This window comes from Bradyrhizobium sp. 153 (genome assembly GCF_023073835.1).
Classification (GTDB): Bacteria; Pseudomonadota; Alphaproteobacteria; order Rhizobiales; family Xanthobacteraceae; genus Bradyrhizobium.
Genome location: NZ_JADPKH010000074.1, coordinates 44,411 through 66,138, shown reverse-complemented (window position 1 = coordinate 66,138; position 21,728 = coordinate 44,411). Strand labels below are relative to the sequence as shown.

Sequence of the window (21,728 nt, the reverse complement as noted above, 5' to 3'; positions counted from 1 at the left end):
GAGGCTTTGACTAGGCGCAAGGATGTTCGATCATGGCGATGCGATCCATTTCCAAGCGAAACGTCAGATAGGGAGTAAGACGATGAGGATCTGGAAAACGGCAATTGCCTGTTCGCTGGCCGGCGTGGTCATGGCCGGCCAAATCGAGCAGGCCGCGGCGGGTCCGATGCCGACCAACGTCGCGAGCATGAAGGCTGCCGTCGGCGATGATGTCACGCAGGTACATTGGCGCGGCGGTGGCTGGGGATGGGGTCTCGGCGGCCTCGCGGCCGGTGCGATCATCGGCGGCGCCATCGCCGCCAGCACCGCGCCTTACGGCTATGGCTACTATGGCGGCCCGTATTACGGCGGTTATGGCTATCCGGGGTACGGCTATGGTTATGCCCCGGCTTATTACGGCTATGGGCCGGCCTACGCTTATCCGCGATACTATCGGCCGTATCGTCCGTACTACGGCTATCGTTACGGCTACTACCGGCCATATCGGGTCTTTCACCGGCCTTACTATCGCGGATATTGGTAAGGTTTTGCGCGGCTAGAGCGCGAGCCACACGATCATGCTCATACAGGCGAATTGCATGAGCACGATCGCGGCGAGATGCAGCGGGCCGGCCTCGAGGCGAAGCCTGCGCATCCCGCCGGGTGCGTTTAGTTCGATCCTGCGGCCGCAGCCGTGAAGCTGCGGTCGACGGCTTTGCCGACGTCGAGCTTTTTCGGCAGGATGCCATAGCGCGTCGAGCGGTCGGAGGCATCCTGCACCTCCTTCACGACGTTCTCGTCGATCACGATCGGGCTGGTGCGCTGCGCGGTGTAGGCCGAGAGCAGCACGTCTTCCGGCAGCTTGGTCAGCTCGGCCGTGTTCCTGGCATACTCGGAAAGGTGATCAAGCGACCATAGCCGCGCCTTGTTCAGCCGCTGCACAAGATCCTGCACCGCCGCGCGCTTGGTGGCGATGGCGTTGTCGGAAGCGACGATGAAGGTGATGGTTGGGGTCAGGCCTTCGCCGTCGGCGATCACGCGGGCTTTGTCCTTCAGCGTCGCGAAGGAGACGTAGGGCTCCCACACCGCCCATGCATCGATCGAGCCGGCGAGCAGCGCGATCTTGGCGTCGACCGGTCCGAGCGGCGCGAAGGTCGCATCCTCCAGCTTGATCTGCGCCTTCTCCAGCGTCGCGTCGATCAGGAACTGACCCCAACCGCCGCGCGTGCCGGCGAGCCGTTTGCCCCTGAGGTCGGCGGCCGACTTGATTGGAGAATCCTGGCGCACCAGGATGGCCTGCGTCTTGGCGTCTGACCTCGTCCCGCCGATCGCTTTGATCGGCGCGCCGGCCGCATAGACCGACAGGAACGAGAGATCGCCGGTATAGCCGACGTCGAGCGCACCGGCGTTGAGCGCTTCCAGGATCGGCGCGGCCGCGGGGAATTCCGACCACTCGATTCTATAGGGCAGGTCTTTCGTGTAACCGGAGATTTCGAGCAGCGACCGGTTGCCGCCTTTCTGGTCGCCGACGCGCAGCACGACGGTGTCGGCCGCGAACGATGCGGCGGCCGTCGACAAGGTGAGGGCGGCGGCAAGCAGCGATGCCGCGAGACGGCGGGTGATGGGGTGATGATGGGAGTTGATGCGCATGTGGCCTGTCTTGTTGCTTTGCTCACGACGCGTGAGCGAGCGATGCAGCGAGGTCATGAAGTCTAGGGCCGCGCGGAGCGCAGTCAATGAAATGGCTATCCGTATTGCAAAGGCGACAGGCAAGGACGTTTTAGCAAAGTGATGCTTTCGAGAAAGTGCGGTGTGCGCGGCCGAAATTGCGTAGGAAAGAAGCAGGGAGCGGGAAGCCCGGCGCTCTGCCAAAGGATGCAGCGGCGAAAATCCTTTCATCGTTCGCGAGGGTGGCGATGGAGAGAATGACTTCGCTTCGTCGAACATTCGAAATTCCATTTCATTGACGATGCGGCGACTGCGCCGCATGATTTGCGCATCGCATCAACGCGGCGCGTGAAGCGCCCGCGAAAAGATTTTCTCTCAAACGCAGCTCCGCACGGAACATGCGCAACGCGAGCCGTTGCGCATGTAGCGGAGCCGTGCCAGCGCAGGAGTGGGACCGATGAGCAATGACGACAAGCGCGGTGGATCGAGTCTCGACCGGCGCCATCTGCTCCAGGCGGGGCTTGCGGCAGCCTTTGCTGCGCCGTTCGGCGCTCTTGGTGCGGCACACGCCTTTGCGCCGCGCGGGTTCGCGCCCGGCGTCGACTTCTCGGAATTTCCATTGTGCCAGACAGCATCGAATGCACCTGCGCTTACTGGCGCTCCGCGCAAGCTGAAACTGTCGTGGAATGCCGGCGCCGTCTGCCTCGCGCCCGTGCCGGTCGCCATCGAGCACGGTTTCTTCCAGAAGCACAATCTCGACGTCGAGCTCGTCAACTATTCCGGCTCGACCGACCAGTTGCTCGAGGCGATCGCGACCGGAAAGAGCGACGCCGGCCTCGGCATGGCGCTGCGCTGGCTGAAGCCGCTGGAGCAGGGGTTTGACGTCAAGATCGCCGCCGGCACCCATGGCGGCTGCATGCGGGTGCTGTCGCGCCGCGATTCCGGCGTCGCGAAGCTCGCCGATCTCAAGGGCAAGATCGTCGCGGTCGGCGACCTCGCCGGCCCCGACAAGAATTTCTTCTCGATCCAGCTCGCCAAGCTCGGCATCGATCCGATCAAGGACGTCGATTGGCGCGCCTATCCCGGCAATTTGCTCAATGTCGCTGTGGAGAAGGGCGAGGTGCAGGCCTTCCTGTCCTCCGATCCGCTCGCCTATCTCTGGCTCAAGGATACTCAGTACAAGGAAGTCGCTTCCAATCTCGACGGCGAGTATCGCGAAAAGAGCTGCTGCATCCTCGGCCTGCGCGGCAGCCTGGTGCGCGAGGAGCCGCAGATCGCCCGGGCCATCACGCAAGCGCTGCTCGATGCCGCGATGTTCACCGCGCAGAATGCGACGATTGCCGCACAATCATTCCAGCCCTACGCACCGAAGGCGGCCACCCTCGCCGACATCGAGGGCATGGTGCGCTACCACACCCACCATCATCATCCGGTCGGCGACGTGCTCAAGCGCGAGCTCAAGGCCTATGCCGATGATCTGAAGAGCGTGCAGGTCTTCAAGCCGAGCACCGACACGGCCAAATTCGCGGAGCGCATCTATGTCGACGTATTCGCTGTCTGACGGCCTCGCCTCCGGCGCGCCGCGCCTCTCTCGCGCGCCACTGCTTGCGAATTGGCTCCGGGAGACCGGCGTCGGCGTGCTCGCAAGCATCGCCTGGATCGGCTTTGGCCTGTCCTGTCTGTGGTGGCAGGATGTCGGCGACTGGTCACGCACGCATTCGGTCGGCATTGCAGCCTTCATCGTCGCTGCGGTTGCCTTGTTCGGAACGCTGGGTGCCGATTATCTCGGCTCCGCAGGCCGCGGCTTGCGCAAACGCGCGCCCTGGCTGGTGGCGCTCGGCGCGTTCCTGACCTTGTGGGAGGTCGCAACGGCAAAATTTGCTTGGCTGCCGCTGCCGTTCTTTCCGCCGCCGCAATCGATCGTCGAGGTCTATACCGATGATCTGCCAAAGCTGCTCGACAGTGTCTTTGCCTCCGTAAAACTGCAGCTCGGCGGTTATCTGGTCGGCGCCACGATCGGTTTCCTGACCGGCGTCTCGATCGGCTGGTCGCGCGCAGTTGGTTATTGGGTACATCCGGTGCTGCGCTTCATCGGTCCGTTGCCGGCGACTGCGTGGCTGCCGATTGCCTTCTTCACGTTCCCGTCGAGCTGGAGCGCCTCGACCTTCCTGATCGCGCTGGCGACCGGCTTTCCGGTCACCGTCTTGACCTGGTCCGGCGTCGCCGGCGTCAGCAACGCCTATTACGACGTCGCGCGGACCTTGGGGGCCAAGCCGTCCTTCCTGGTGCTGAAGGTCGCGATTCCGGCGGCACTCCCGCACGTGTTCGTCGGGCTGTTCATGGGGCTCGGCGCGTCCTTCGCGGTGCTCGTCGTCGCCGAGATGATCGGTGTCAAGGCCGGGCTAGGCTGGTACCTGCAATGGGCGCAGGGCTGGGCCGCCTATGCCAACATGTATGCGGCACTGATCGTGATGTCGCTGCTCTGCTCCGGCGCGATTACGCTGCTGTTCTCGATCCGCGACCGCCTGCTAGTTTGGCAGAAGGGGACCGTAAAATGGTAGCTCTGGCTCAAGCGATCGCGCGTCCGGCTGCCGGCGCTGCGCTCGACATCGAGCAGGTCAGCCACGCCTTCGACATCGACGGCGCCGAGCTGCCCGTTCTCAGCGACGTCAGCATCTCTGTCGAGCCCGGCGAGTTTGTCGCGCTGCTCGGTCCCTCCGGTTGCGGCAAGTCGACCTTGCTGCGGCTTGTCGCCGGCCTCGATAAGCCGAGGTCCGGAACGCTGCGCGAGGACGAGAGCCGCATCAACAGTCCACATCCCTCGCGCGTGGTCGTGTTCCAGGATCCGACCCTGTTTCCCTGGCGGTCGGTCTGGGACAACGTCGCCCTGGGCCTCGAGGCCCAGGGCATTTTGAAGAGCCAGCGTTACCGCGTCGACGATGCTCTCGATCTCGTCGGGCTGTCGTCTTTCCGCAACGCTTATCCGCACCAGCTCTCCGGCGGCATGGCGCAGCGCGTCGCGCTGGCGCGGGCGCTGGTCAACGATCCCAAGATCCTGGTTCTCGACGAGCCACTGGGAAAACTCGACTCGCTGACCCGCATCACCATGCAGGCCGAGCTTGTCTCGCTGTGGCAGCGCAAGGGCTTTACCACGCTGCTGGTGACGCACGATGCCGAGGAAGCCTTGGTGCTCGCCAACCGCGTCATCGTCTTCAGTGACCGCCCGGCACGGGTCAAGGCCGACATCCGTGTCGACCGGCCCTATCCGCGCCACCGCGGCGATCCCTATCTGGCCGATCTGCGCCGCCAGATTCTCGGTCTGCTGGGGTTGGACGCGACATGGTGACTCCCGTAGCCAAAGGGCGCATAGCCCCCACCGAGCCCGATTACATCGCGCGTGCTGAAGACCTGGCAGCAGGCTTTGCCGCACGCGCCGCCGAGCATGACCGCAATGGCAGCTTCCCTTTCGAGAATTTTCGCGAGCTCTCCGAAGCGGGCCTGTTGTCGCTCACGGTTCCTGCGGCTCAGGGTGGGGCCGGCGCCGGCGCACGATACGCCGCGCGCGTGATCGGCATCATCGGCAAGGCCGATCCGTCGACGGCGCTGGTGCTGTCAATGCATTACATCAATCATCTCGTCATGTCGCGGAGCCCGACCTGGCCGGCGCGGCTGTCACGCAAGCTTGCGCGCGAAAGCGTCGAGGGCCTGGCGCTGATCAACGCGCTGCGCGTCGAGCCGGAGCTCGGCTCGCCCGCGCGCGGCGGTCTGCCGGCGACGATCGCGCGGCGCACCGAAACCGGCTGGCGCCTCTCCGGCCACAAGATCTATTCGACGGGATCGCCGATCCTGAAATGGTACCTGGTCTGGGCCCGGACCGACGAGGCGGAGCCGCGGGTCGGGCAGTTCCTGGTGCCGGCGGGCCTGCCGGGCACGCGCATCGTCGAGACCTGGGACCACCACGGCCTTCGTGCCAGCGGCAGCCATGACGTCATCTTCGACGATGTCGTGATCCCGCTCGATGCCGAGGTCGATCTCCGCAAGCCGGCGGATTGGCGCACGCCCGACGTGACGCAGGCGACCATCCATACGGTGTTCGTTGCCGCGATCTATGACGGCGTCGCCCGCGCCGCGCGCGACTGGCTGATCACGTTCCTGAAGCAGCGCGTTCCCGCCGGCCTCGGCGCGCCGCTCGCGAGCTTGCCGCGGGCGCAGGAGATTGTCGGTGCCATCGAGGCGCGGCTCGCGGTCAATGCACGGCTGATCGAGTCTTTTGCGCGTGATTTCGATGACGGCGTCCAGCTCTCGGCGAGCGAGTCCAACGTCATCAAGCTTACCGTCACCAACAATGCCGTCGCGGCGGTCGAGGACGCGCTGTCGATCTCCGGCAATCACGGCCTCAGCCGCACCAATCCGCTGGAGCGTCACTATCGCGACGTGCTGTGCGGGCGCGTGCACACACCGCAGGACGATTCCACGCGCACCGGTCTCGGTCGCGCCGCATTGGGCCTCTAGCTTTCGGGAAAAATCAGGGAGACGGTCATGTCGATCGAGTTCATCGGCTTCATCAGCAACAACAATTCGTCCGAGACCATCGTCCGCGAAGGGCCGGTGCTCAATCCGACCCACATCGAGACGGTGGCGAAAGCGCATGAGAATGCCGGCTTCGATCGTGCGCTGCTGGCGTTTCATTCGACCTCGCCCGATGCGCTCCAGGTCGCGCAGCACGTCCTCGGGGTCACCGATCGCCTGAACGTGTTGATCGCGCAGCGGCCCGGCTTCACCGCCCCGACGCTGCTGGCGCGGCAGTTCGCGGCGCTCGACCAATTCTCGCGCGGCCGCGTCGCGATCCATGTCATCACCGGGGGCAATGCCACCGAGCTGCGGCAGGACGGCAACACGCTCGACGACAAGGACGAGCGTTACGCTCGTACTTCCGAATTCCTCGACGTCCTCAAGCTGGAATGGACCAGCGACAAGCCGTTCACCTACAGGGGCAAGTACTACCAGGTCGAGAACGCCTTTTCGCAAGTGAAGCCGTATCGCCCGGAAGGCATCCGCGTCTATTTCGGCGGTGCTTCCGATGCGGCGATCGACGTTGCCGGCAAGCACGCCGACACATTCGCGCTGTGGGGTGAATCCTATGCGCAGGTACGCGACGTCACTTCCCGCGTCCACAACGCGGCGGTCCGGCACGGGCGGCCGACGCCGCGTTTCAGCCTGTCAGTGCGGCCCATCATTGCGTCGACCGAGAAACAGGCCTGGGAGAAGGCGGAAGACATTCTGGCGCGCGCGACCGCGCTTCAGGACAAGACCGGCTACCGCAAGCCCGCCGACGGCCACGCCACGGCCGGCGCGCGGCGCCTGCTCGCACTCGCCGACCAGGGCAGCCGCATCGACAAGCGGCTCTGGACCGAGATCGCGAAGCTCACCGGCGCCAACAGCAACACCACCGCGCTGGTCGGTACGCCCGAGCAGGTCGCGGAAGTCTTTGGCGACTATTACGACCTCGGTATCAGCCATTTCCTGATTCGCGGCTTCGATCCGCTGATCGACGCCATTGAATATGGGCGCGAGCTGATCCCGCTGACGCGTGAACTGATTACGAAGCGTCAGGCTGTTCGCGGCGAGGCCGCGGAATGATCCGTCTCATGTTAGCCGGTGCGCTGCTGTTGCAAGATCTTGTGTTTCGGACACGGCGGCGTACGAGGCACGAGATCTCACGCATTGCTCAAGCGTCCGTGAAATGAGAATGCGCCCTTCTACGCGAAAGCCGCTCTCGAAACGTTCCTTCTGCATTTCGCGTCCCCGACAACATCCCCATTGCTATTTGCGCCCGCTCCCTTGCGCCACGCCGGTTCCCGCCAAGATGCTTTAGACGACCACATCGGGAGACCGGCCATGGGCCTACAAGAAACAAAAATCGAATCGCTTCCCTTCGTCACAGCCGAACTCAACTATCTCGCGCCGGTCTTAGGCAAGCCGCGTACCTACGCCTTCGATCCGCCGCCGGGCGAGCCGAAGAGCACGGCGCTTGCCGAGCCGCATCAGGTCCCGATCTTTGATGCGCGGCTGATTGCGCAGAATTTCTCGCTTGATCGCGAAGGCTTCGCGCTGGTGCGTCATCCGACCCGCGTGAAGGATTTCTACAACGAGGAGGAGGTCAGGGCGGTCTATTATCCCGCCGTGGAGGCATTCCTGCGCGCGACGCTGAAGGCCGATCGTGTCTTCATCTTCGACCACACCGTGCGCAAGCGCATCGAGGGCGCCGCCGACATTCGTGGCGGTGGCCCGCGCCAGCCAGCGACACGCGTGCATGTCGACCAGACCGCCGTCTCCGGCGCCAACCGCGTGCGCGAGCATCTGCCTGACGAAGCCGAAGAGTTGCTGAAGGGTCGCGTGCAGGTGATCAATCTGTGGCGGCCGATCCGCGGCCCCTTGCGCGATTCACCGCTGGCAATGGCCGACGGCACGACGGTTGCGCCCGACGATCTCGTCGCTTCCGATTTAATCTATCCCAACCGTCGCGGCGAGACCTATTCGGTAAGGTACAATCCGAACCACCGCTGGTTCTATTTCCCCGAGATGACCTCAGACGAGGCGCTGCTGCTCAAGTGCTATGATTCCGCAATCGACGGCCGCACGCGGTTCGGGCCGCACACTGCCTTCGTCGATCCGACCACGCCGCCAGATGCCGCGCCGCGCGAGAGCATCGAGGTGCGCACGCTGGTGTTCCACAATAGTAACAAAGTGTGATGGTGCTGCCGGGCGTTGCCCGGCAGTGTTTCCGGAACTTTGGGGAACAAAGCCACGTTTGCAGCGCCGGGCAGGGCAAGCGGGAGGGTGCCGTGCAAGCGCAGACGACGCTATTGGTATCTCTGGCCAGCTTTTTGCTTTTTGCCTTTTCTGCTGCCCACGCCGAAAGCGGGCTTGCTTCGTACTATGGATACGCAAAGGCCGGCAGAGGTGGCGAGCTGACATGCGCGCACCGGACGCGTCCTTTCGGCGCCGTGCTGAGAGTGTCCTATAGCGGACGAACGATCCAGTGCCGCGTCAACGATCGTGGCCCGTTCATCCGCGGCCGCATCGTCGATCTCTCGGTGCCGGCCGCCCGGGCGCTCGGCATGATGAGCGCCGGCGTGGTGCGGGTCTCGGTGGATTAGGCCGGCCAGCGGGCTATAGTGCCTCCCAAAGCAAGGGTGAGGGGCGCCATGGCCAGGATCAGAGTCGGACTCGTCGGCTGCGGCTTCGTGTCGGAGCTGCACATGTATGCGTTCCAGCGCGTCTATGGCGTGGACGTCGAGGTCGCGGCGGTGGCCGCGCGCGGCGATCACGTGGTCGAGTTTGCGACCCGCCACCATATCCCGCGGGTTTACCGCAGCTTCGCGGAGGTGATTGCGGACCGTGAGCTCGATGTCGTCGACATCTGCACCCCGCCCAATCTCCATGCCGAGATGATCATCGCCGCCATGCAGGCGGGCAAGCACGTCATTTGTGAAAAGCCGTTCGCCGGCTATTTCGGCCGCGAGGGCGACCAACAGCCGATCGGCAAGCGCGTGCCGAAGGCGCTGATGTACGAGCGCGTGCTCGAGGAGATGGACGCGACGGGGGCCGCGATCGAGCGTAGCGGCAAATTGTTCATGTATGCCGAGGACTGGATCTACGCGCCCGCGGTGACCAAGGCCGCCGAGATAATCAGGGCTACCGGCGACAAGATCCTGTTCATGAAGGGCGAGGAGAGCCATTCCGGCTCACACGCTGCACATGCCGCGCAATGGGCGATGACGGGTGGCGGCTCGCTGATCCGCATGGGCTGTCACCCGCTCTCGGCCGTGCTCTACCTCAAGCAGGTCGAGGCGAAAGCGCGCGGCGAGACCATCCGCGTCGCCAGCGTCACTTGCGATGTCGGCAACGTCACCGCTGGCCTCAGGCCCGAAGAACGCACCTATATCAAGGCCAATCCGGTCGATGTCGAGGATTGGGGCACGCTGACGGCGACCTTCTCCGACGGCACCAAGGCGACGGTGTTCTCCGGCGACATGATCATGGGCGGTGTGCGCAACCTGATCGAGACCCACACGAGCGGCGGCTCACTGTTCGCCAACATCACCCCGAACACGCATCTGATGAGCTACCAAACCAGCGAGGAGAAGCTCGCCAGCGTCTACATCACCGAAAAGGTCGACCGGAAAACCGGCTGGCAATATGTCTGCCTCGAGGAGGAATGGACGCGCGGCTATTTGCAGGAGATCCAGGACTTCATGGAATGCGCCGCGACCGGACGGCAGCCGCTGTCGGACCTCGCGCTGGCGTACGAGACGATCAAGGTGAATTACGCGGGCTATTGGTCGGCGGAGGAGGGGAGAAGGGTGGTGTTGTAAGGGCATAGCTCTCTTACCCTCCTCTCGAGGGAGGGCAATCGCATATGGGAAGCGGCTTCCATGCGGCGCATCCTTCGAGACGCCCGCTTTGGCGGGCTCCTCAGGATGAGGGCGGAGTATGCGGCAGCAGTTTCAACGGGCCCTATGCCAATTAGCCTGATCCTGAGGAGACCGCGGAGCGGTCGTCTCGAACGACGAGGCGTTTGCTCGGGCCACTCCAAGAATTCATATGCGATAGCCTTACCGTCCAGGGGAGGTTGCCACGCGAGCGCAACCGCCTCACGCCCCGTAGGTCGAGCCCTTCGGTAGCGGGAAGACCGGCTCCCGCGTGCGGATGTTCGTCGGCCACACCACCGAGATGTGCTCGCCGGCGTTCTGCATCACGACCGGGGTCGAGCGCTCGTTCTGGCCGGACAGCGGCGTGCCCGGCCGGAAGAATTTAACGCCATAGCCCTGGATGGTGCCGCCAGCGGGGATGTCGACGTCGAGCGCTGCCTTGCGGATGGCCTCCGGGTCGAAGCTGCCGTATTTCTCTTTGGCGACCGGCAGCACGTTGTTGAGCAGCACCCAGGTCTGGTTGAAACCCATCGAGCAGTGCGGCGGCACGTCGGTCGCGCCGGTCTTGGCCTGGTAGCGCGAAACCATGGTCTTGATCAGGTCGCCCATGCCCGGCGCGAGCTTGGCGGGATCGAGCAACTGCGCCGGCACTGGATCGATGTTGCAGAAATTGTCGATGTCGGCACCGAAAGTCGCGCGCAGCTTGTCGAGCTGGCTGTAGCCGGCGCCGGCGCCGAACAGCATCTTGAAGCGCAAACCACTCTCGCGGGCCTGGCGCAGGAACAGGGTGATGTCGGGGTTGTAGCCGGCATGCGAGATCACGTCGGCCTTGGCGCGCTTGATTTTTGTCACCAGCACCGAAAGATCGGGCGCGGAGGCCGAATACCCTTCGCGCAGCACGACCTGAATGCCGGCCTCCTTGGCATAGGCCTCGTCGGCGGAGGCAACGCCGACGCCATAGGGGCCGTCCTCGTGGATTAACGCGACCTTGACCTCCTTCGGATCGATGCCGAGCTTGGCTTTCGCATGCTCGGTGATGAAGCTTGCAAAGGCCTGGCCGTACTGGTCGGAATGGATCTGGGCGCGAAACACGTATTGCAGGTTCTTGTCCTTGAACACGGCGGTCGAGACCGCGGTCGTGATCCAGAGGATCTTCTTCTGCTGCTCCACCTTCGCCGCCATCGGCACCGCGTGCGCGCTGGAATAGACGCCGTTGATGATGTCGATCTTTTCCTGGCTGATCAGCCGCTCGGCCTCGTTGATCGCGACGTCCGCCTTGCTCTGGGAGTCGGCGGCGACCGGCACGATCCTGGTCTTGCCGCCGATGCCGCCCTTCTCGTTGACGAGGTCGATGGCGATCTGCGCGCCGACCGAGGAGGCGACCGAGCCGCCGGCGGCAAAGGGGCCGGTGAGGTCGTAAATCAAGCCGATGCGCAAATTCTCGGCTTGCGCCTGGGCCCGTGTCCAATCGAGGCTGAGTGCGGCGGCGGCAGCCGCCGATGTCTTCAGCAGCTGCCTGCGTGAAGTCGGCATCCTATCCTCCCTCAAAACCGTCTTATGTTTGGTTTTTTTCGAAGTATTGGGAGCAGGATGGCGAAAGTCAACATCGTCCAAGGTCGATAGGCGTCGGCCGCGACACAACGCACCTGCGAAAGATAAAGGAAAAGCCCACCGCTCCGCGCAGGAGCGATGGGCTTGCATGGGCGCGGATCAATTACTGCGACAGCTTCACGAAGCTCGGAAACTTCATCTTGCCTTCCGCGATCTTCTCGGGCCAGACCACGACCTGCTCGGAGTCCTGCCACTGGAAGACGAGGCCGGTGACAGTGCCGGGGCCTGACTTGATACCGTGGGTGAACTCGTCGTTCTTGCCGTAGAACTGGATGCGGCCGATCGTGCCCTCGTAGTCGGTCTTCTCGAGCTCGGCGACCATCTTGTCGGGATCGGTCGAGCCGGCGCGCTTGATGGCTTCCGTGATGAAGTAGACCTCGTCATAGGCGGTGTAGCCTGTATAGGCCGGCGGTGCGCCGAACTTGGCCTTGAAGGCAGCCGCGAACGGCTTCGTCTTGGGGGTGACGGCGACGTCGGGTGTCGCAACCGCCAGCGACGGTATGCCGTCGGCCGCGCCATTGGTGTCCTTCCAGAAGGTCGGGCTCAGCGCCTGCGCGCTGATGCCGAACATCGGGATCGGCACCTGCTGGTTCTTCCACTGCACCGTCGGCTGCACGCCGACATGGGAGATGCCGGTGACGATCACGTCGGGCTTCTTGCTCTCGATGTTGTTGAAGATCGGCGTGAAGTCGGTGGTGTCAGGCGAGAAGCGGACGTGCTCGACGACCTTCAGGCCAGCCTTCGGCAGGCAGGCCTCGTAGCCGACGTCGAGCGGCTTGGTCCAGGCGGCGTCCTCGCTCATGATCGCTACGGTCTTGAACTTGAGCTTGTCGACGAGCAGGTCCTTGGCTGCGTCGCAGACGAGCTGGGCCTGCGCGGCCGAGGTCAGATAGCCGTGGAAGGTGTACTTGTTCTTCTCGTAATCGTTGTGGATCGCCTTGGTGATCTCGTTCGAGGCCGCGCCTGGCGTGATCAGCGGCATCTTCAGCCGCGCCGCCCAGGGCTCGAGCGCCAGCACGACCTCGCTGATATAGCTCGCGATGACGGCGGAGACCTTGTCCTCGCTGACGGCGCGCTGGAAAGCGCGAACGGAATCCGCCGACGAGCTCTTGTTGTCGTAGGTCACGATCTCGATCTTGCGGCCGAGCACGCCGCCCTTGGCGTTGATCTCGTCGGCGGCAATCTGCGCGCCGCCTGGCGTTGCCGCGCCCGCGATCGACTGCACTTCGGCGATGACGCCGATCTTGATCGGATCGGTCGACTGCGCGTAGGCCGGAGCGGCAAGGCACAAGGCCAATGCGGAGGCGAGAAGGCTGCTGCCGAGAACTAATGGTCGCATGGTCGTTTCCCTTTCTATGTTTTTGTTGATGTTGACAGACTTAAAGAAAATCGGCCCCGGCCTCGCTCGCGAAGCGGCCGGGATCGCCTTCCCACACGATCCTTGCATGCTCCAGCACATAGACGCGGTCGGCATGTGGCAGCGCGAAGGTCACGTTCTGCTCGCCGAGCAACACCGTGATCGATGTGGTTTGCCGCAGCTTGGTCAGCGCCTTGGAGAGTTGCTCGAGGATGACGGGGGCAAGGCCCAGCGTCGGCTCGTCCAGGATCAGGATCTGTGGCTGCATCATCAGGGCGCGGCCGATCGCGAGCATCTGCTGCTCGCCGCCGGAGAGCGTCTGTGCCATCTGACTCTGGCGTTCCTTCAGGATCGGGAACAGCTCGAACAGCCAGGCGAGCTGTGCGGCGCGCTTCTCGTCGGAAAGATGCTGGCCGCCGAGATCGAGATTTTCGCGCACGCTCATCTCGCCGAACAGTTCGCGTGATTCCGGGCATTGCACGAGACCGCTGCGTGCGATCTTCGCCGGACTGGTGCCGCGGAGTTTCTCGCCGCCGCGCACGATCTCGCCGCTGTAGGGCAGAAAGCCGGAGATGGTGTTGAACAATGTGGTCTTGCCGGCGCCGTTGAGGCCGACGATCGAGACGAACTCGCCCTCGTGGACATGGATCGAGACGTTCTCCAGCGCCTGCGCCTTGCCGTAGAACACGCTGACATTCTCGACCTGGAGCAGCGGCACCTTATCCTTGAAGCTGGTCTCGGGCCGCGCATGGGTCTCGATCGCGCCGCCGAGATAGACCCGGCGCACGGTCTCGTTCCTCATGACCTCGTCGGCCTTGCCGGTGACGATCTCCTCGCCGAGATACATCGCGAGCACGCGATCGACGAGGGCTGCGACGCTCTTGACGTTGTGGTCGACCAGCATCACCGCACGGCCTTCGTCGCGAAAGCTGCGGATCAGGTCGGAGAACATCTCGACCTCGGCGCGCGTCAGCCCGGCGAAGGGCTCGTCGACCAGCACGACCTTTGGGTCACGTGCGATGGCCTTGGCGAGTTCGAGCCGGCGCAGATCGGCAAACGGCAGGGTCGGCGGGCGGCGGTTCATCACATTTCCGAGCCCAACGCGCTCGGCGATCCATTTGGCGCGCTCGATCAGCGCCTTGTCGGGGAACAGCATGAACAGGCTGTCCGGCAGCAGCGCGACCAGGATGTTCTCCAGCACGGTTTGCCGGTTCAGCGGCCGCGAGTGCTGGAACACCATGCCAAATCCCTTGCGCGCGATCTTGTGCGCGGGCAGGCCGGCGACGTTCTCGCCCTCGAAGATCACTTCGCCGGACGTCGGGCGCTCGATGCCCATCACGGTCTTCATCGCGGTCGACTTGCCCGAGCCGTTCGGCCCGATCAGGCCAAAAATCTCGCCGCCATTGACCTCGAAGCCGAGGCTCTTGACTGCGGTCAATCCGCCGAAGCGCTTAGTCAGGCCGCGGACTTCGAGCACGGCCCTGTTTGGAAGCCTCATATCCATCACGAGCGCGCCTCGCGCGAGAGGGCCGCTCCGAGGAAGCCGCCAGGGAAGAACAGCACGACGAGGAGCGCCACCGCCGAGACGATGAAGGTCGCGAGCTCACCGGTCGGCCGCAAGAACTCGCCGGCGACGATCAGGAAGATCGCGCCCAGCGCAGCGCCCAGCACGGTGCGCCGGCCGCCGAGCACGGCGGAGACGATCACGTTGACGCCGACCGCGACGTCGACGACGGTGCCGACCGAGGCGGTGCCGAAGTAGAATACCAGCAGCGCGCCTGACAGCCCCGAGAAGAACGCGCTGACGATGAAGGCGGCGAGCTTGTGCTTGACGATGTTGAAGCCGAGCGCGCCGGCCTGCACCGGGTCCTGGCCGCTGGCCTGGAGCACGAGGCCGATCGGCGATTGCGACAGGCCGTAGAGGATTGCGGCCGAGATCGTCATGAAGCCGAGCGCGATCCAGTAATTCACGCCGGCGTTGATAGAGATGACGTCGGGAATGGTCAGCCCGATCTCGCCGCCGGTGAGGTCGGCGAACACCACCACGAAATTCTGCAGCATCAACACCGCGACCAACGTGGTCAGGCCGAAATAGGGCCCGCGCACGCGCAGGGCCGGCAACGCCAGCACGAGACCGGCGATGACGGAGGCGAATGCGCCGAGCACGATGCAGAGATAAACCGACCACCCAAACTGGGCATTGAGGATGCCGGCGGTGTAGGCGCCGACGCCGATCAGGAAGGTCGGCCCGAAATTGACCTCGCCGGCAAAGCCGAACAAGAGGTCCCAGGCCATCGCGAACACACCGAAATAGAATGCGACGGTGAGCAGGCCCAGCACATAGCCAGAGACGTAGAGCGGCAGCGTTGCCGCGATGACGACGAGCGCGAGCGAGACGAAGAAGAGGCGAGAGGTGAAGAAGGTGGCCATCTCAGCGCCTCCCCAGAAGGCCCTGTGGCCGGATGTACATCACAAACACGAGCAGCAGCAGCGCCGGGATGGTGCGATAGGCCGGCGAGATCAGATAGGCGGTCAGGGTCTCGAGATAGCCGACCACGAAGGCCGCGATCAGCGAGCCGGAGACGCTGCCGAGGCCGCCGAGCACGACGATGGAGAACGCGCTCGCGGTCAGCGGACCGACGCTGTAGGAGCTGACGCCCAGAAACATGCCCAGCAGCACGCCGGCGATGCCGGCGAGGATACCGTAGATCGCCCACACCACGATGTAGATGTTGGTGAGCTCGAGGCCGAGCAGCGTGACGCCGCGCGGGTTCATCGAGGCGGCCAGCACGGCCTTGCCGGTGCGGGTGCGGTTCACCAGGAGCCACAACAGAGCGATGACCAGGCAGCAGACGATCGCCGTGAAAATCTCGTTGCGCGGCGTGCGGACGCCGAGGATCTCGACCACGCCCTCGACGATCGGCAGCACGGTCTTGGCGTTGTTGGTGAAGAAATAGGCGATCAGCTCCTGGATCATGATGCCCCACAGCAGCGTTCCCGTGAGGACGAAGATCTCCTTCTCCTCGTTCGGAATGCGGCGCGAATCCTGGATCGGCTTCACCACCGCGAAATAGGTGGCAAATGCCGTGATGAGGGCGACGCCGACGCCGATCAGCGCGCCGGCATAGGTGCCGACGCTGAGAATGCTGGCGGCGGCCCAGGCCGCCACCGCTGCCGCCACCATGATAGCGCCGTGGGAGAGGTTGAGCACGCCGGAGACGCCGAATATCAGCGTGAAGCCGGTGGCACCGAGAGCGTAGAGAGCGCTGATGGCAAAGCCATCGATCAAAATCTGGAATGCTCGCATTGATGATTGGCCGGGCAACCTGGCTGCCACTTGAGAAAAAGGTGCTGCGTGCACCGCATGCGGAAGGCTCTCCGGCCAAGGCCCGGATGCCGTTCCGATCAATTCGAGGTGGACTTGATGGAGCTCGGGAGACTGACGTCACTCCTGACGGCGTCGTCCGGCGCGCCGATCACGGCGGCGTCGAGCGAACTCGCAACGCAACAGAGAGTCTATTCTTCATGTTGTTTTTCTCCCTTGAACAGCCTCTTGTGAGCTATTGGGGCGCGACTATACCGGCGAGGGCATTCTCGGCAAGTGAAACTGCATTCAGGATTGTGGGAGGCGGGTTAAAGTCCATTGCTGCGTAAATAGAGTGCAGCGCGACTCGGGCAAGTCAGGCATGCAGATTCGGTCGAGGCCCATGCATGTACGCCGCCAGCATGCCCCATCCGTTCAACGTGCGTGCAGCAGCGACGGATCGAGCGGGCCGAGGCGGGCGGGATCGAATGGCGAAAGGTCGATCTGCGTCGTGCCCTCGGCGATCAGCTGCGCCAACGCCTCGCCGGTCGCGGGTGCATTGAGGATGCCCCAGACATTATGTCCAGTCGCAACGTAGAGACCCTCGCTCTGCGGCACCTTGCCAATCAGCGGCAGACCATCCTGCGTCACCGGGCGGAAGCAGGCCTGCCGCGCGATGATCTTCTCGGGCCGGAACAGCGGCGAGAGCCGCTCGCTCATCGCCTGCAGGCGCGCGATCGCGTCCTGGTCGGGCGTCACGGCGGCGGGATCGAGCGGCAACGGCGCGATGTCGGAAAGCGCCGTGATATGCGTGCTGCCGTCGGCACGGGGGAAAACCTCGATGGACACGGCGACGCCATTGTCCTCATGCTCAAGAAACAGCGCATCGGCTGGCACATCCCCGCCGGTGTCGTACACGATGCTCGGGCTGCGCTGGCCATAGATGGCGGGCAGGTTCATCCATTGCGCCGCGAGCAGCGACCACGGCCCCATCGCGATGACGACGGCGTCCGCCTCGATGACGCTGCCCTCGACCTGGACGCCGCTCGCTGTGATGCCATCCGCATCGCGCACGATGCCGCTGATCCGGCCGCGACGAAGTTGCACGCCCTGCGTGAGCGCCGCATCCATGAGGAACGAGGTGAATTTGCGAGGGTGAACGATCGCGGTCGTCGCGGTCGTGCCGATGGTTTGCGCGATGGCGACGCCGTTGGCGAGCCAGCCAAGTGCCGAGGGCAGATTTCGCCGGGCGTCACCATCGGGGACAACGAGGCCGCTATAGGCGGTCATGGGGCGGTAGCCCCAATCGCCCGCGATCTCCCCGGGCAGTTGCGCATGAAGTGCGAAGCTGCGCCGCGCCAGTGCGTCGAGCGGCGTGCCGGTGCACCAGTCGCGTGCGAGGAAGCCGCCGGCCTTGCCGGACGCTGCGGCCGCGATCTCTGTCCGTTCCACCACAATGACGTCGATGCCGCGGCGACGAAGAAACCAGGCGGTGCAGGCGCCGATCACGCCACCGCCGCAGATCACAACACGCATGGTTTTTTTCCTCGCGCGCCGAAGGATTATCAAAAGAATTGGCGCCGGCGAGGAACGCCGGCGCAGCGTCGCATTGAGCTTGTGTCGCTCAGCCTGGTCCTGCGCCCTGCGTTGCCGTGTAGACCGCGTAGAGCGACTGGCTCGCCGCCATGAACAGCCGGTTGCGCTTTGGGCCGCCGAAGCAGACGTTGCCGCACACCTCCGGCAGGCGGATGCGGCCGAGCAGCTTGCCCTCCGGCGACCACACCGTCACGCCGCTATAGCCGACGGCGCGCCCGGCATTGCTGGAGGCCCAGACATTGCCGTTGACATCGCAGCGCAGGCCATCCGGCCCGCACTTCACGCCGTCGATCACGCAATCGCTGAACTTTCTAGGGTTGGAGAGCTTGTTGTCGCTGCCGACGTCGAACACGAAGATCTCGCCCTTGCCGCCCGGTCCGGTGTCGCCCGGTCCCTTGCCGGTCGAGGCGATGTAGAGCTTCTTGTAGTCTGGTGAGAAGCACAGGCCGTTCGGATCTGGCACCTGGTCTTCGGTGACGACGAGATCGATGCGGCCCGACGGGTCGATGCGATAGCAGTTGGTCGGGAGCTCGCGCTTGCCCGGCACGAAGCCGGCGGGCTGTCCGATCCGCGGATTGAGCTTGCCGCCGGCATTGCTCGGGCCGCCCGCGACGTCGGGCTCGCCTTCGTAGAGCTGGCCGCCATAGGGCGGATCGGTGAACCAATAGCTGCCGTCGGGGTGTGCGACGATGTCGTTCGGCGAATTCAGCTTCTTGCCCTGATAGGAGTCCGCGAGCACCGTGGCGGTGCCGTCATGCTCGTAACGCGTCACCCGGCGCGTCAGGTGCTCGCAGGAGAGCTGGCGGCCCTGAAAGTCGAACGAGTTGCCGTTGGAATTGTTTGAGGGCGTGCGGAACACGCTGACGCGGCCGTCATCCTCGCTCCAGCGCATCTGCCGGTTATTGGGAATGTCGCTCCACAAGAGATACCGTCCCTGCGCGCTCCAGGCCGGGCCTTCGGCCCACAGCACGCCAGTATAGAGACGCTTGATCGCGGTGTTGGGCTGCGCGAGATCGTTGAAGGAGGGATCGACGGCGATGATGTCGGGGTCCCAGAAATATGTGGTCGGCGCGCCCTGGGGACCGAAATCGCGCGGCGGGGTGGTGATCGTCGTCGGCGGTGCGGCGGGGCCGGTCTGGGCCAGGGCGCAGCCGGCTCCGGCCATTGTGGCGGCGGCGCCGAGCGCAAGCCCTTGTACAACTCCTTGGACGAGTGTTCGTCGTGAAAGCGCAGCATCCTGGTCACGCTGCCCTTCGTCACGAGCCTCTTGGCGTGTCATCGCGTCCTCCCGATCATGTTCGCTGACCGGTTGATCCGGCCGAGCGGGCGGAGGTTAGTGCGGTCCGCTGCCGGTTGCGAGGGGTGGAATCGAAACCGCTGCGCGATGGCGGGTCGCAATTTCGTCACCTTCAAATGCGTTTGGATTGCAGGCGCTAACGGGGATAAAGCCGGAGTTCATTGTGCAAGTTGTCGTCCTGGTCATCCTGCTCGCGATCGCATTTGCGGCCGGCTACTTCACGCGGGACTACGTCTCCCGCAAAAGGCGGGCGGAGGCGCGCCGCTGGCGTGAGTATACCGAGCCGGACTGGCTTCCTGCCAACGCGCCGGCGAACACCAACGAGATCACGAATGCCGGCACCGCTGTGGTCGCGACCGGCGAACTCGGTCAGATGCTGAACCGCTGGGAGAACAGGGCCCGCGCCCGCCGCACCGGCACGGGATAGTCGGCGCGCCTTGCGCTCGTCGCGGGCTGCAATCTCTCCTATTTAGGTCAGTTCCACTGACTATCTTTTAGGCGTTGCAGTTGCAGGCGTTTCTCGTTTAGAAACGGGCGGATCGAGCCCCTCCCGGCAATCAACCATCAACGGTTTTGACCGAGTATTGAGGGCTCAAAGGGTCTGGCAATGCTGATTCGCGGCCAAATCGATGGGATTTCGGGGGAGGTGGCCGTGGCCGCCGCCACGATCCCGGCCGCGCTGCTGCCCACCCTCCTTCTTGGCGGGCTTCTTCTTAGCTGCCCCTGAGGGCCGGCTGGGCGCCACGCGCCTGGGCGCTCAGGGGTTGTACGAGATCACCGGACACCTCAAGCGCCCAGACCACTGAACGGCGCAAAAGCTCAAAAGGAAATCTAGAATGGCCACCGTGAACAAGTCCGACAAGGACCGCGTCATCATTTTCGACACCACGCTGCGCGACGGCGAGCAATGTCCCGGCGCCACCATGACCTTCGAGGAGAAGCTCGAAGTCGCCGAACTGCTGGACGATATGGGCGTGGACGTCATCGAGGCCGGCTTTCCGATCACCTCCGAAGGCGACTTCCAGGCCGTCAGCGAGATCGCCCGCCGCTCCAAGAATTCGGTCATCGCCGGCCTGTCACGCGCCCACCCGGCCGACATCGACCGCTGCGCCGAGGCGGTGAAATTTGCCAAGCGCGGCCGCGTCCACACCGTGATCGCGACCTCGCCGCTGCACATGCGGGTGAAGCTGAACAAGACCCCGGAACAAGTAATCGAGACCTCGGTCGCGATGGTCGCGCGCGCCCGCAACCAGATCGACGACGTCGAATGGTCGGCCGAGGACGGCACCCGCAGCGAGATGGACTTTCTGTGCCGCATCGTCGAGGCCGTGATCAAGGCCGGCGCCACCACGGTGAACATCCCCGATACCGTCGGCTACACGGTGCCGGAGGAATACACCCACTTCATGAAGACGCTGATCGAGCGTGTGCCGAATTCAGATAAGGCTGTGTTCTCCGTGCACTGCCACAACGACCTCGGCATGGCGGTCGCCAACTCGCTGGCCGGCATCGTCGGCGGCGCGCGTCAGGTCGAGTGCACCATCAACGGTATCGGCGAGCGCGCCGGCAACGCCGCGCTGGAAGAGATTGTGATGGCGATCAACGTGCGCAACGACAAATTCCCGTACTGGAACAAGATCGACACGACGCAGCTCACCCGCGCCTCGAAGGTGGTGTCGGCGGCGACCTCGTTCCCGGTGCAGTACAACAAGGCTATCGTCGGCCGGAATGCGTTCGCGCATGAGAGCGGCATCCATCAGGACGGCGTGCTGAAGGACGCGTCCACCTACGAGATCATGCGGCCGGAGATGGTCGGCCTCAAGCAGTCCTCCCTGGTGCTCGGCAAGCATTCCGGCCGCCACGCCTTCGTGCACAAGCTGGAGGAGATGGGCTACAAGCTCGGCCCCAATCAGCTGGAAGATGCTTTCACGCGGATGAAGGCGCTGGCCGACCGCAAGAAGGACATCTACGACGAGGACATCGAGGCGTTGGTTGACGAGGAGATGGCAGCCTCGCACGACCGCATCAAGCTGACCTCGCTGACCGTGATCGCCGGCACCCACGGTCCGCAGCGCGCCACCATGAAGCTCGACGTCGACGGCCAGATCAAGATCGAGGAAGCCGAGGGCAACGGTCCGGTCGACGCAGTGTTCAACTGCATCAAGCGCCTGGTGCCGCACGAGGCCAAGCTCGAACTGTACCAGGTTCACGCGGTGACCGAAGGCACCGACGCGCAAGCTGAAGTCTCGGTGCGGCTGTCGCAGGACGGCCGCTCGATGACGGCGCGCGCTGCGGATCCGGATACGCTGGTCGCCTCCGCAAAGGCCTATCTCGGCGCGCTGAACAAGATCGTCATGAAGCGCCAGCGTGACACGGTGACGACGGCAGCGGCGAGCTGACAAGCGAAGCCTTGTCATTGGCGAGCGATGCGCGTGGGCTTCACCTCTCCCGCTCGCGCTTGCGGGAGAGGTCGGCGCGTAG

Annotated in this window: 19 protein-coding genes; 11 read left to right on the top strand and 8 right to left on the bottom strand. The window is 64.3% G+C overall.

Translation table 11 applies throughout. The features are described 5' to 3' along the window. The first annotated feature begins 82 nt into the window (after window positions 1-82). Complete coding sequence (locus IVA91_RS17000; protein ID WP_247278572.1) at window positions 83-523, top strand: hypothetical protein; 441 nt, start codon at window positions 83-85, stop codon at window positions 521-523. Window positions 524-648: 125 nt separating this feature from the next. Here the strand turns inward: IVA91_RS17000 and IVA91_RS16995 are convergent, their stop codons facing one another. Beyond that, the gene (locus IVA91_RS16995; RefSeq protein WP_247278573.1) at window positions 649-1,629 is read right to left on the bottom strand and encodes an ABC transporter substrate-binding protein; all 981 of its coding nucleotides are present in this window, start codon (window positions 1,627-1,629) and stop codon (window positions 649-651) included. A gap of 475 nt (window positions 1,630-2,104) precedes the next feature. Between IVA91_RS16995 and IVA91_RS16990 the strand changes: the two genes are divergently transcribed. The 8 genes from IVA91_RS16990 to IVA91_RS16955 all read left to right on the top strand — a co-directional run bounded on the left by IVA91_RS16990 (window position 2,105) and on the right by IVA91_RS16955 (window position 10,025). After that, entirely contained in the window at window positions 2,105-3,208 is a 1,104-nt protein-coding gene (locus IVA91_RS16990) for an ABC transporter substrate-binding protein (protein WP_247278574.1), read from the top strand. Next, window positions 3,186-4,208, top strand: a complete 1,023-nt coding sequence (locus IVA91_RS16985) for an ABC transporter permease subunit (RefSeq protein WP_247459033.1) — start codon at window positions 3,186-3,188, stop codon at window positions 4,206-4,208. Before IVA91_RS16990 ends, IVA91_RS16985 begins: the two co-directional genes overlap by 23 nt. Beyond that, the gene (locus tag IVA91_RS16980; protein ID WP_247449999.1) at window positions 4,202-4,993 is read left to right on the top strand and encodes an ABC transporter ATP-binding protein; all 792 of its coding nucleotides are present in this window, start codon (window positions 4,202-4,204) and stop codon (window positions 4,991-4,993) included. The genes IVA91_RS16985 and IVA91_RS16980 overlap by 7 nt, the downstream gene beginning before the upstream one ends. Continuing rightward, entirely contained in the window at window positions 4,987-6,159 is a 1,173-nt protein-coding gene (locus tag IVA91_RS16975; protein ID WP_247450001.1) for an acyl-CoA dehydrogenase family protein, read from the top strand. Before IVA91_RS16980 ends, IVA91_RS16975 begins: the two co-directional genes overlap by 7 nt. 27 nt (window positions 6,160-6,186) lie before the next feature. Next, window positions 6,187-7,287 carry an LLM class flavin-dependent oxidoreductase gene (locus IVA91_RS16970; protein WP_247450003.1) on the top strand — a complete coding sequence of 367 codons (1,101 nt, stop codon included), beginning with the start codon at window positions 6,187-6,189 and terminating at the stop codon, window positions 7,285-7,287. Between the two features lie 258 nt (window positions 7,288-7,545). Continuing rightward, window positions 7,546-8,400 (top strand): CmcJ/NvfI family oxidoreductase, encoded by an 855-nt coding sequence (locus tag IVA91_RS16965; RefSeq protein WP_247278579.1) that lies wholly within the window; start codon window positions 7,546-7,548, stop codon window positions 8,398-8,400. A 92-nt stretch (window positions 8,401-8,492) separates the two neighbouring features. Next, window positions 8,493-8,807, top strand: coding sequence for a septal ring lytic transglycosylase RlpA family protein (locus IVA91_RS16960; RefSeq protein WP_247278610.1), 315 nt, complete (start codon window positions 8,493-8,495; stop codon window positions 8,805-8,807). 48 nt (window positions 8,808-8,855) lie between these two features. After that, the gene (locus IVA91_RS16955; RefSeq protein ID WP_247278580.1) at window positions 8,856-10,025 is read left to right on the top strand and encodes a Gfo/Idh/MocA family oxidoreductase; all 1,170 of its coding nucleotides are present in this window, start codon (window positions 8,856-8,858) and stop codon (window positions 10,023-10,025) included. Window positions 10,026-10,304: 279 nt separating this feature from the next. On the opposite strand, the gene IVA91_RS16950 is transcribed toward IVA91_RS16955, so the two are convergent. The 7 genes from IVA91_RS16950 to IVA91_RS16920 form a co-directional block, all read right to left on the bottom strand. After that, window positions 10,305-11,615, bottom strand: coding sequence for an ABC transporter substrate-binding protein (locus tag IVA91_RS16950; protein WP_247278581.1), 1,311 nt, complete (start codon window positions 11,613-11,615; stop codon window positions 10,305-10,307). Window positions 11,616-11,796: 181 nt separating this feature from the next. Further along, on the bottom strand, window positions 11,797-13,032 hold the full coding sequence (locus tag IVA91_RS16945) for an ABC transporter substrate-binding protein (RefSeq protein ID WP_247459032.1): 1,236 nt from the start codon (window positions 13,030-13,032) through the stop codon (window positions 11,797-11,799). Window positions 13,033-13,072: 40 nt separating this feature from the next. Then, a complete protein-coding gene (locus tag IVA91_RS16940) occupies window positions 13,073-14,554 on the bottom strand; it encodes an ATP-binding cassette domain-containing protein (protein WP_247278583.1) in 1,482 nt (493 codons plus the stop codon). Next, window positions 14,554-15,480 carry a branched-chain amino acid ABC transporter permease gene (locus IVA91_RS16935; protein ID WP_247278584.1) on the bottom strand — a complete coding sequence of 309 codons (927 nt, stop codon included), beginning with the start codon at window positions 15,478-15,480 and terminating at the stop codon, window positions 14,554-14,556. Before IVA91_RS16935 ends, IVA91_RS16940 begins: the two co-directional genes overlap by 1 nt. 1 nt (window position 15,481) lies before the next feature. Next, on the bottom strand, window positions 15,482-16,357 hold the full coding sequence (locus IVA91_RS16930) for a branched-chain amino acid ABC transporter permease (RefSeq protein WP_247278585.1): 876 nt from the start codon (window positions 16,355-16,357) through the stop codon (window positions 15,482-15,484). A 432-nt stretch (window positions 16,358-16,789) separates the two neighbouring features. Further along, window positions 16,790-17,890 carry an FAD-dependent oxidoreductase gene (locus IVA91_RS16925; protein ID WP_247278586.1) on the bottom strand — a complete coding sequence of 367 codons (1,101 nt, stop codon included), beginning with the start codon at window positions 17,888-17,890 and terminating at the stop codon, window positions 16,790-16,792. An 88-nt stretch (window positions 17,891-17,978) separates the two neighbouring features. Then, a complete protein-coding gene (locus IVA91_RS16920) occupies window positions 17,979-19,229 on the bottom strand; it encodes an SMP-30/gluconolactonase/LRE family protein (RefSeq protein ID WP_247278587.1) in 1,251 nt (416 codons plus the stop codon). Between the two features lie 178 nt (window positions 19,230-19,407). Between IVA91_RS16920 and IVA91_RS16915 the strand changes: the two genes are divergently transcribed. After that, window positions 19,408-19,674: a hypothetical protein gene (locus tag IVA91_RS16915; RefSeq protein WP_247278611.1), complete on the top strand. Its 267-nt coding sequence runs from the start codon at window positions 19,408-19,410 to the stop codon at window positions 19,672-19,674. 409 nt (window positions 19,675-20,083) lie between these two features. Continuing rightward, window positions 20,084-21,646, top strand: a complete 1,563-nt coding sequence (locus tag IVA91_RS16910) for a 2-isopropylmalate synthase (protein ID WP_247278588.1) — start codon at window positions 20,084-20,086, stop codon at window positions 21,644-21,646. The last annotated feature ends 82 nt before the right edge of the window (window positions 21,647-21,728 follow it).

Bases quoted from the DNA above. Each gene is read 5' to 3' on its own strand.
- IVA91_RS17000 (WP_247278572.1), top strand. From the start codon at position 83: ATGAGGATCTGGAAAACGGCAATTGCCTGTTCGCTGGCCGGCGTGGTC.
- IVA91_RS16995 (WP_247278573.1), bottom strand. From the start codon at position 1,629: ATGCGCATCAACTCCCATCATCACCCCATCACCCGCCGTCTCGCGGCA.
- IVA91_RS16990 (WP_247278574.1), top strand. From the start codon at position 2,105: ATGAGCAATGACGACAAGCGCGGTGGATCGAGTCTCGACCGGCGCCAT.
- IVA91_RS16985 (WP_247459033.1), top strand. From the start codon at position 3,186: ATGTCGACGTATTCGCTGTCTGACGGCCTCGCCTCCGGCGCGCCGCGC.
- IVA91_RS16980 (WP_247449999.1), top strand. From the start codon at position 4,202: ATGGTAGCTCTGGCTCAAGCGATCGCGCGTCCGGCTGCCGGCGCTGCG.
- IVA91_RS16975 (WP_247450001.1), top strand. From the start codon at position 4,987: ATGGTGACTCCCGTAGCCAAAGGGCGCATAGCCCCCACCGAGCCCGAT.
- IVA91_RS16970 (WP_247450003.1), top strand. From the start codon at position 6,187: ATGTCGATCGAGTTCATCGGCTTCATCAGCAACAACAATTCGTCCGAG.
- IVA91_RS16965 (WP_247278579.1), top strand. From the start codon at position 7,546: ATGGGCCTACAAGAAACAAAAATCGAATCGCTTCCCTTCGTCACAGCC.
- IVA91_RS16955 (WP_247278580.1), top strand. From the start codon at position 8,856: ATGGCCAGGATCAGAGTCGGACTCGTCGGCTGCGGCTTCGTGTCGGAG.
- IVA91_RS16950 (WP_247278581.1), bottom strand. From the start codon at position 11,615: ATGCCGACTTCACGCAGGCAGCTGCTGAAGACATCGGCGGCTGCCGCC.
- IVA91_RS16945 (WP_247459032.1), bottom strand. From the start codon at position 13,032: ATGCGACCATTAGTTCTCGGCAGCAGCCTTCTCGCCTCCGCATTGGCC.
- IVA91_RS16940 (WP_247278583.1), bottom strand. From the start codon at position 14,554: ATGGATATGAGGCTTCCAAACAGGGCCGTGCTCGAAGTCCGCGGCCTG.
- IVA91_RS16935 (WP_247278584.1), bottom strand. From the start codon at position 15,480: ATGGCCACCTTCTTCACCTCTCGCCTCTTCTTCGTCTCGCTCGCGCTC.
- IVA91_RS16930 (WP_247278585.1), bottom strand. From the start codon at position 16,357: ATGCGAGCATTCCAGATTTTGATCGATGGCTTTGCCATCAGCGCTCTC.
- IVA91_RS16925 (WP_247278586.1), bottom strand. From the start codon at position 17,890: ATGCGTGTTGTGATCTGCGGCGGTGGCGTGATCGGCGCCTGCACCGCC.
- IVA91_RS16920 (WP_247278587.1), bottom strand. From the start codon at position 19,229: ATGACACGCCAAGAGGCTCGTGACGAAGGGCAGCGTGACCAGGATGCT.
- IVA91_RS16910 (WP_247278588.1), top strand. From the start codon at position 20,084: ATGGCCACCGTGAACAAGTCCGACAAGGACCGCGTCATCATTTTCGAC.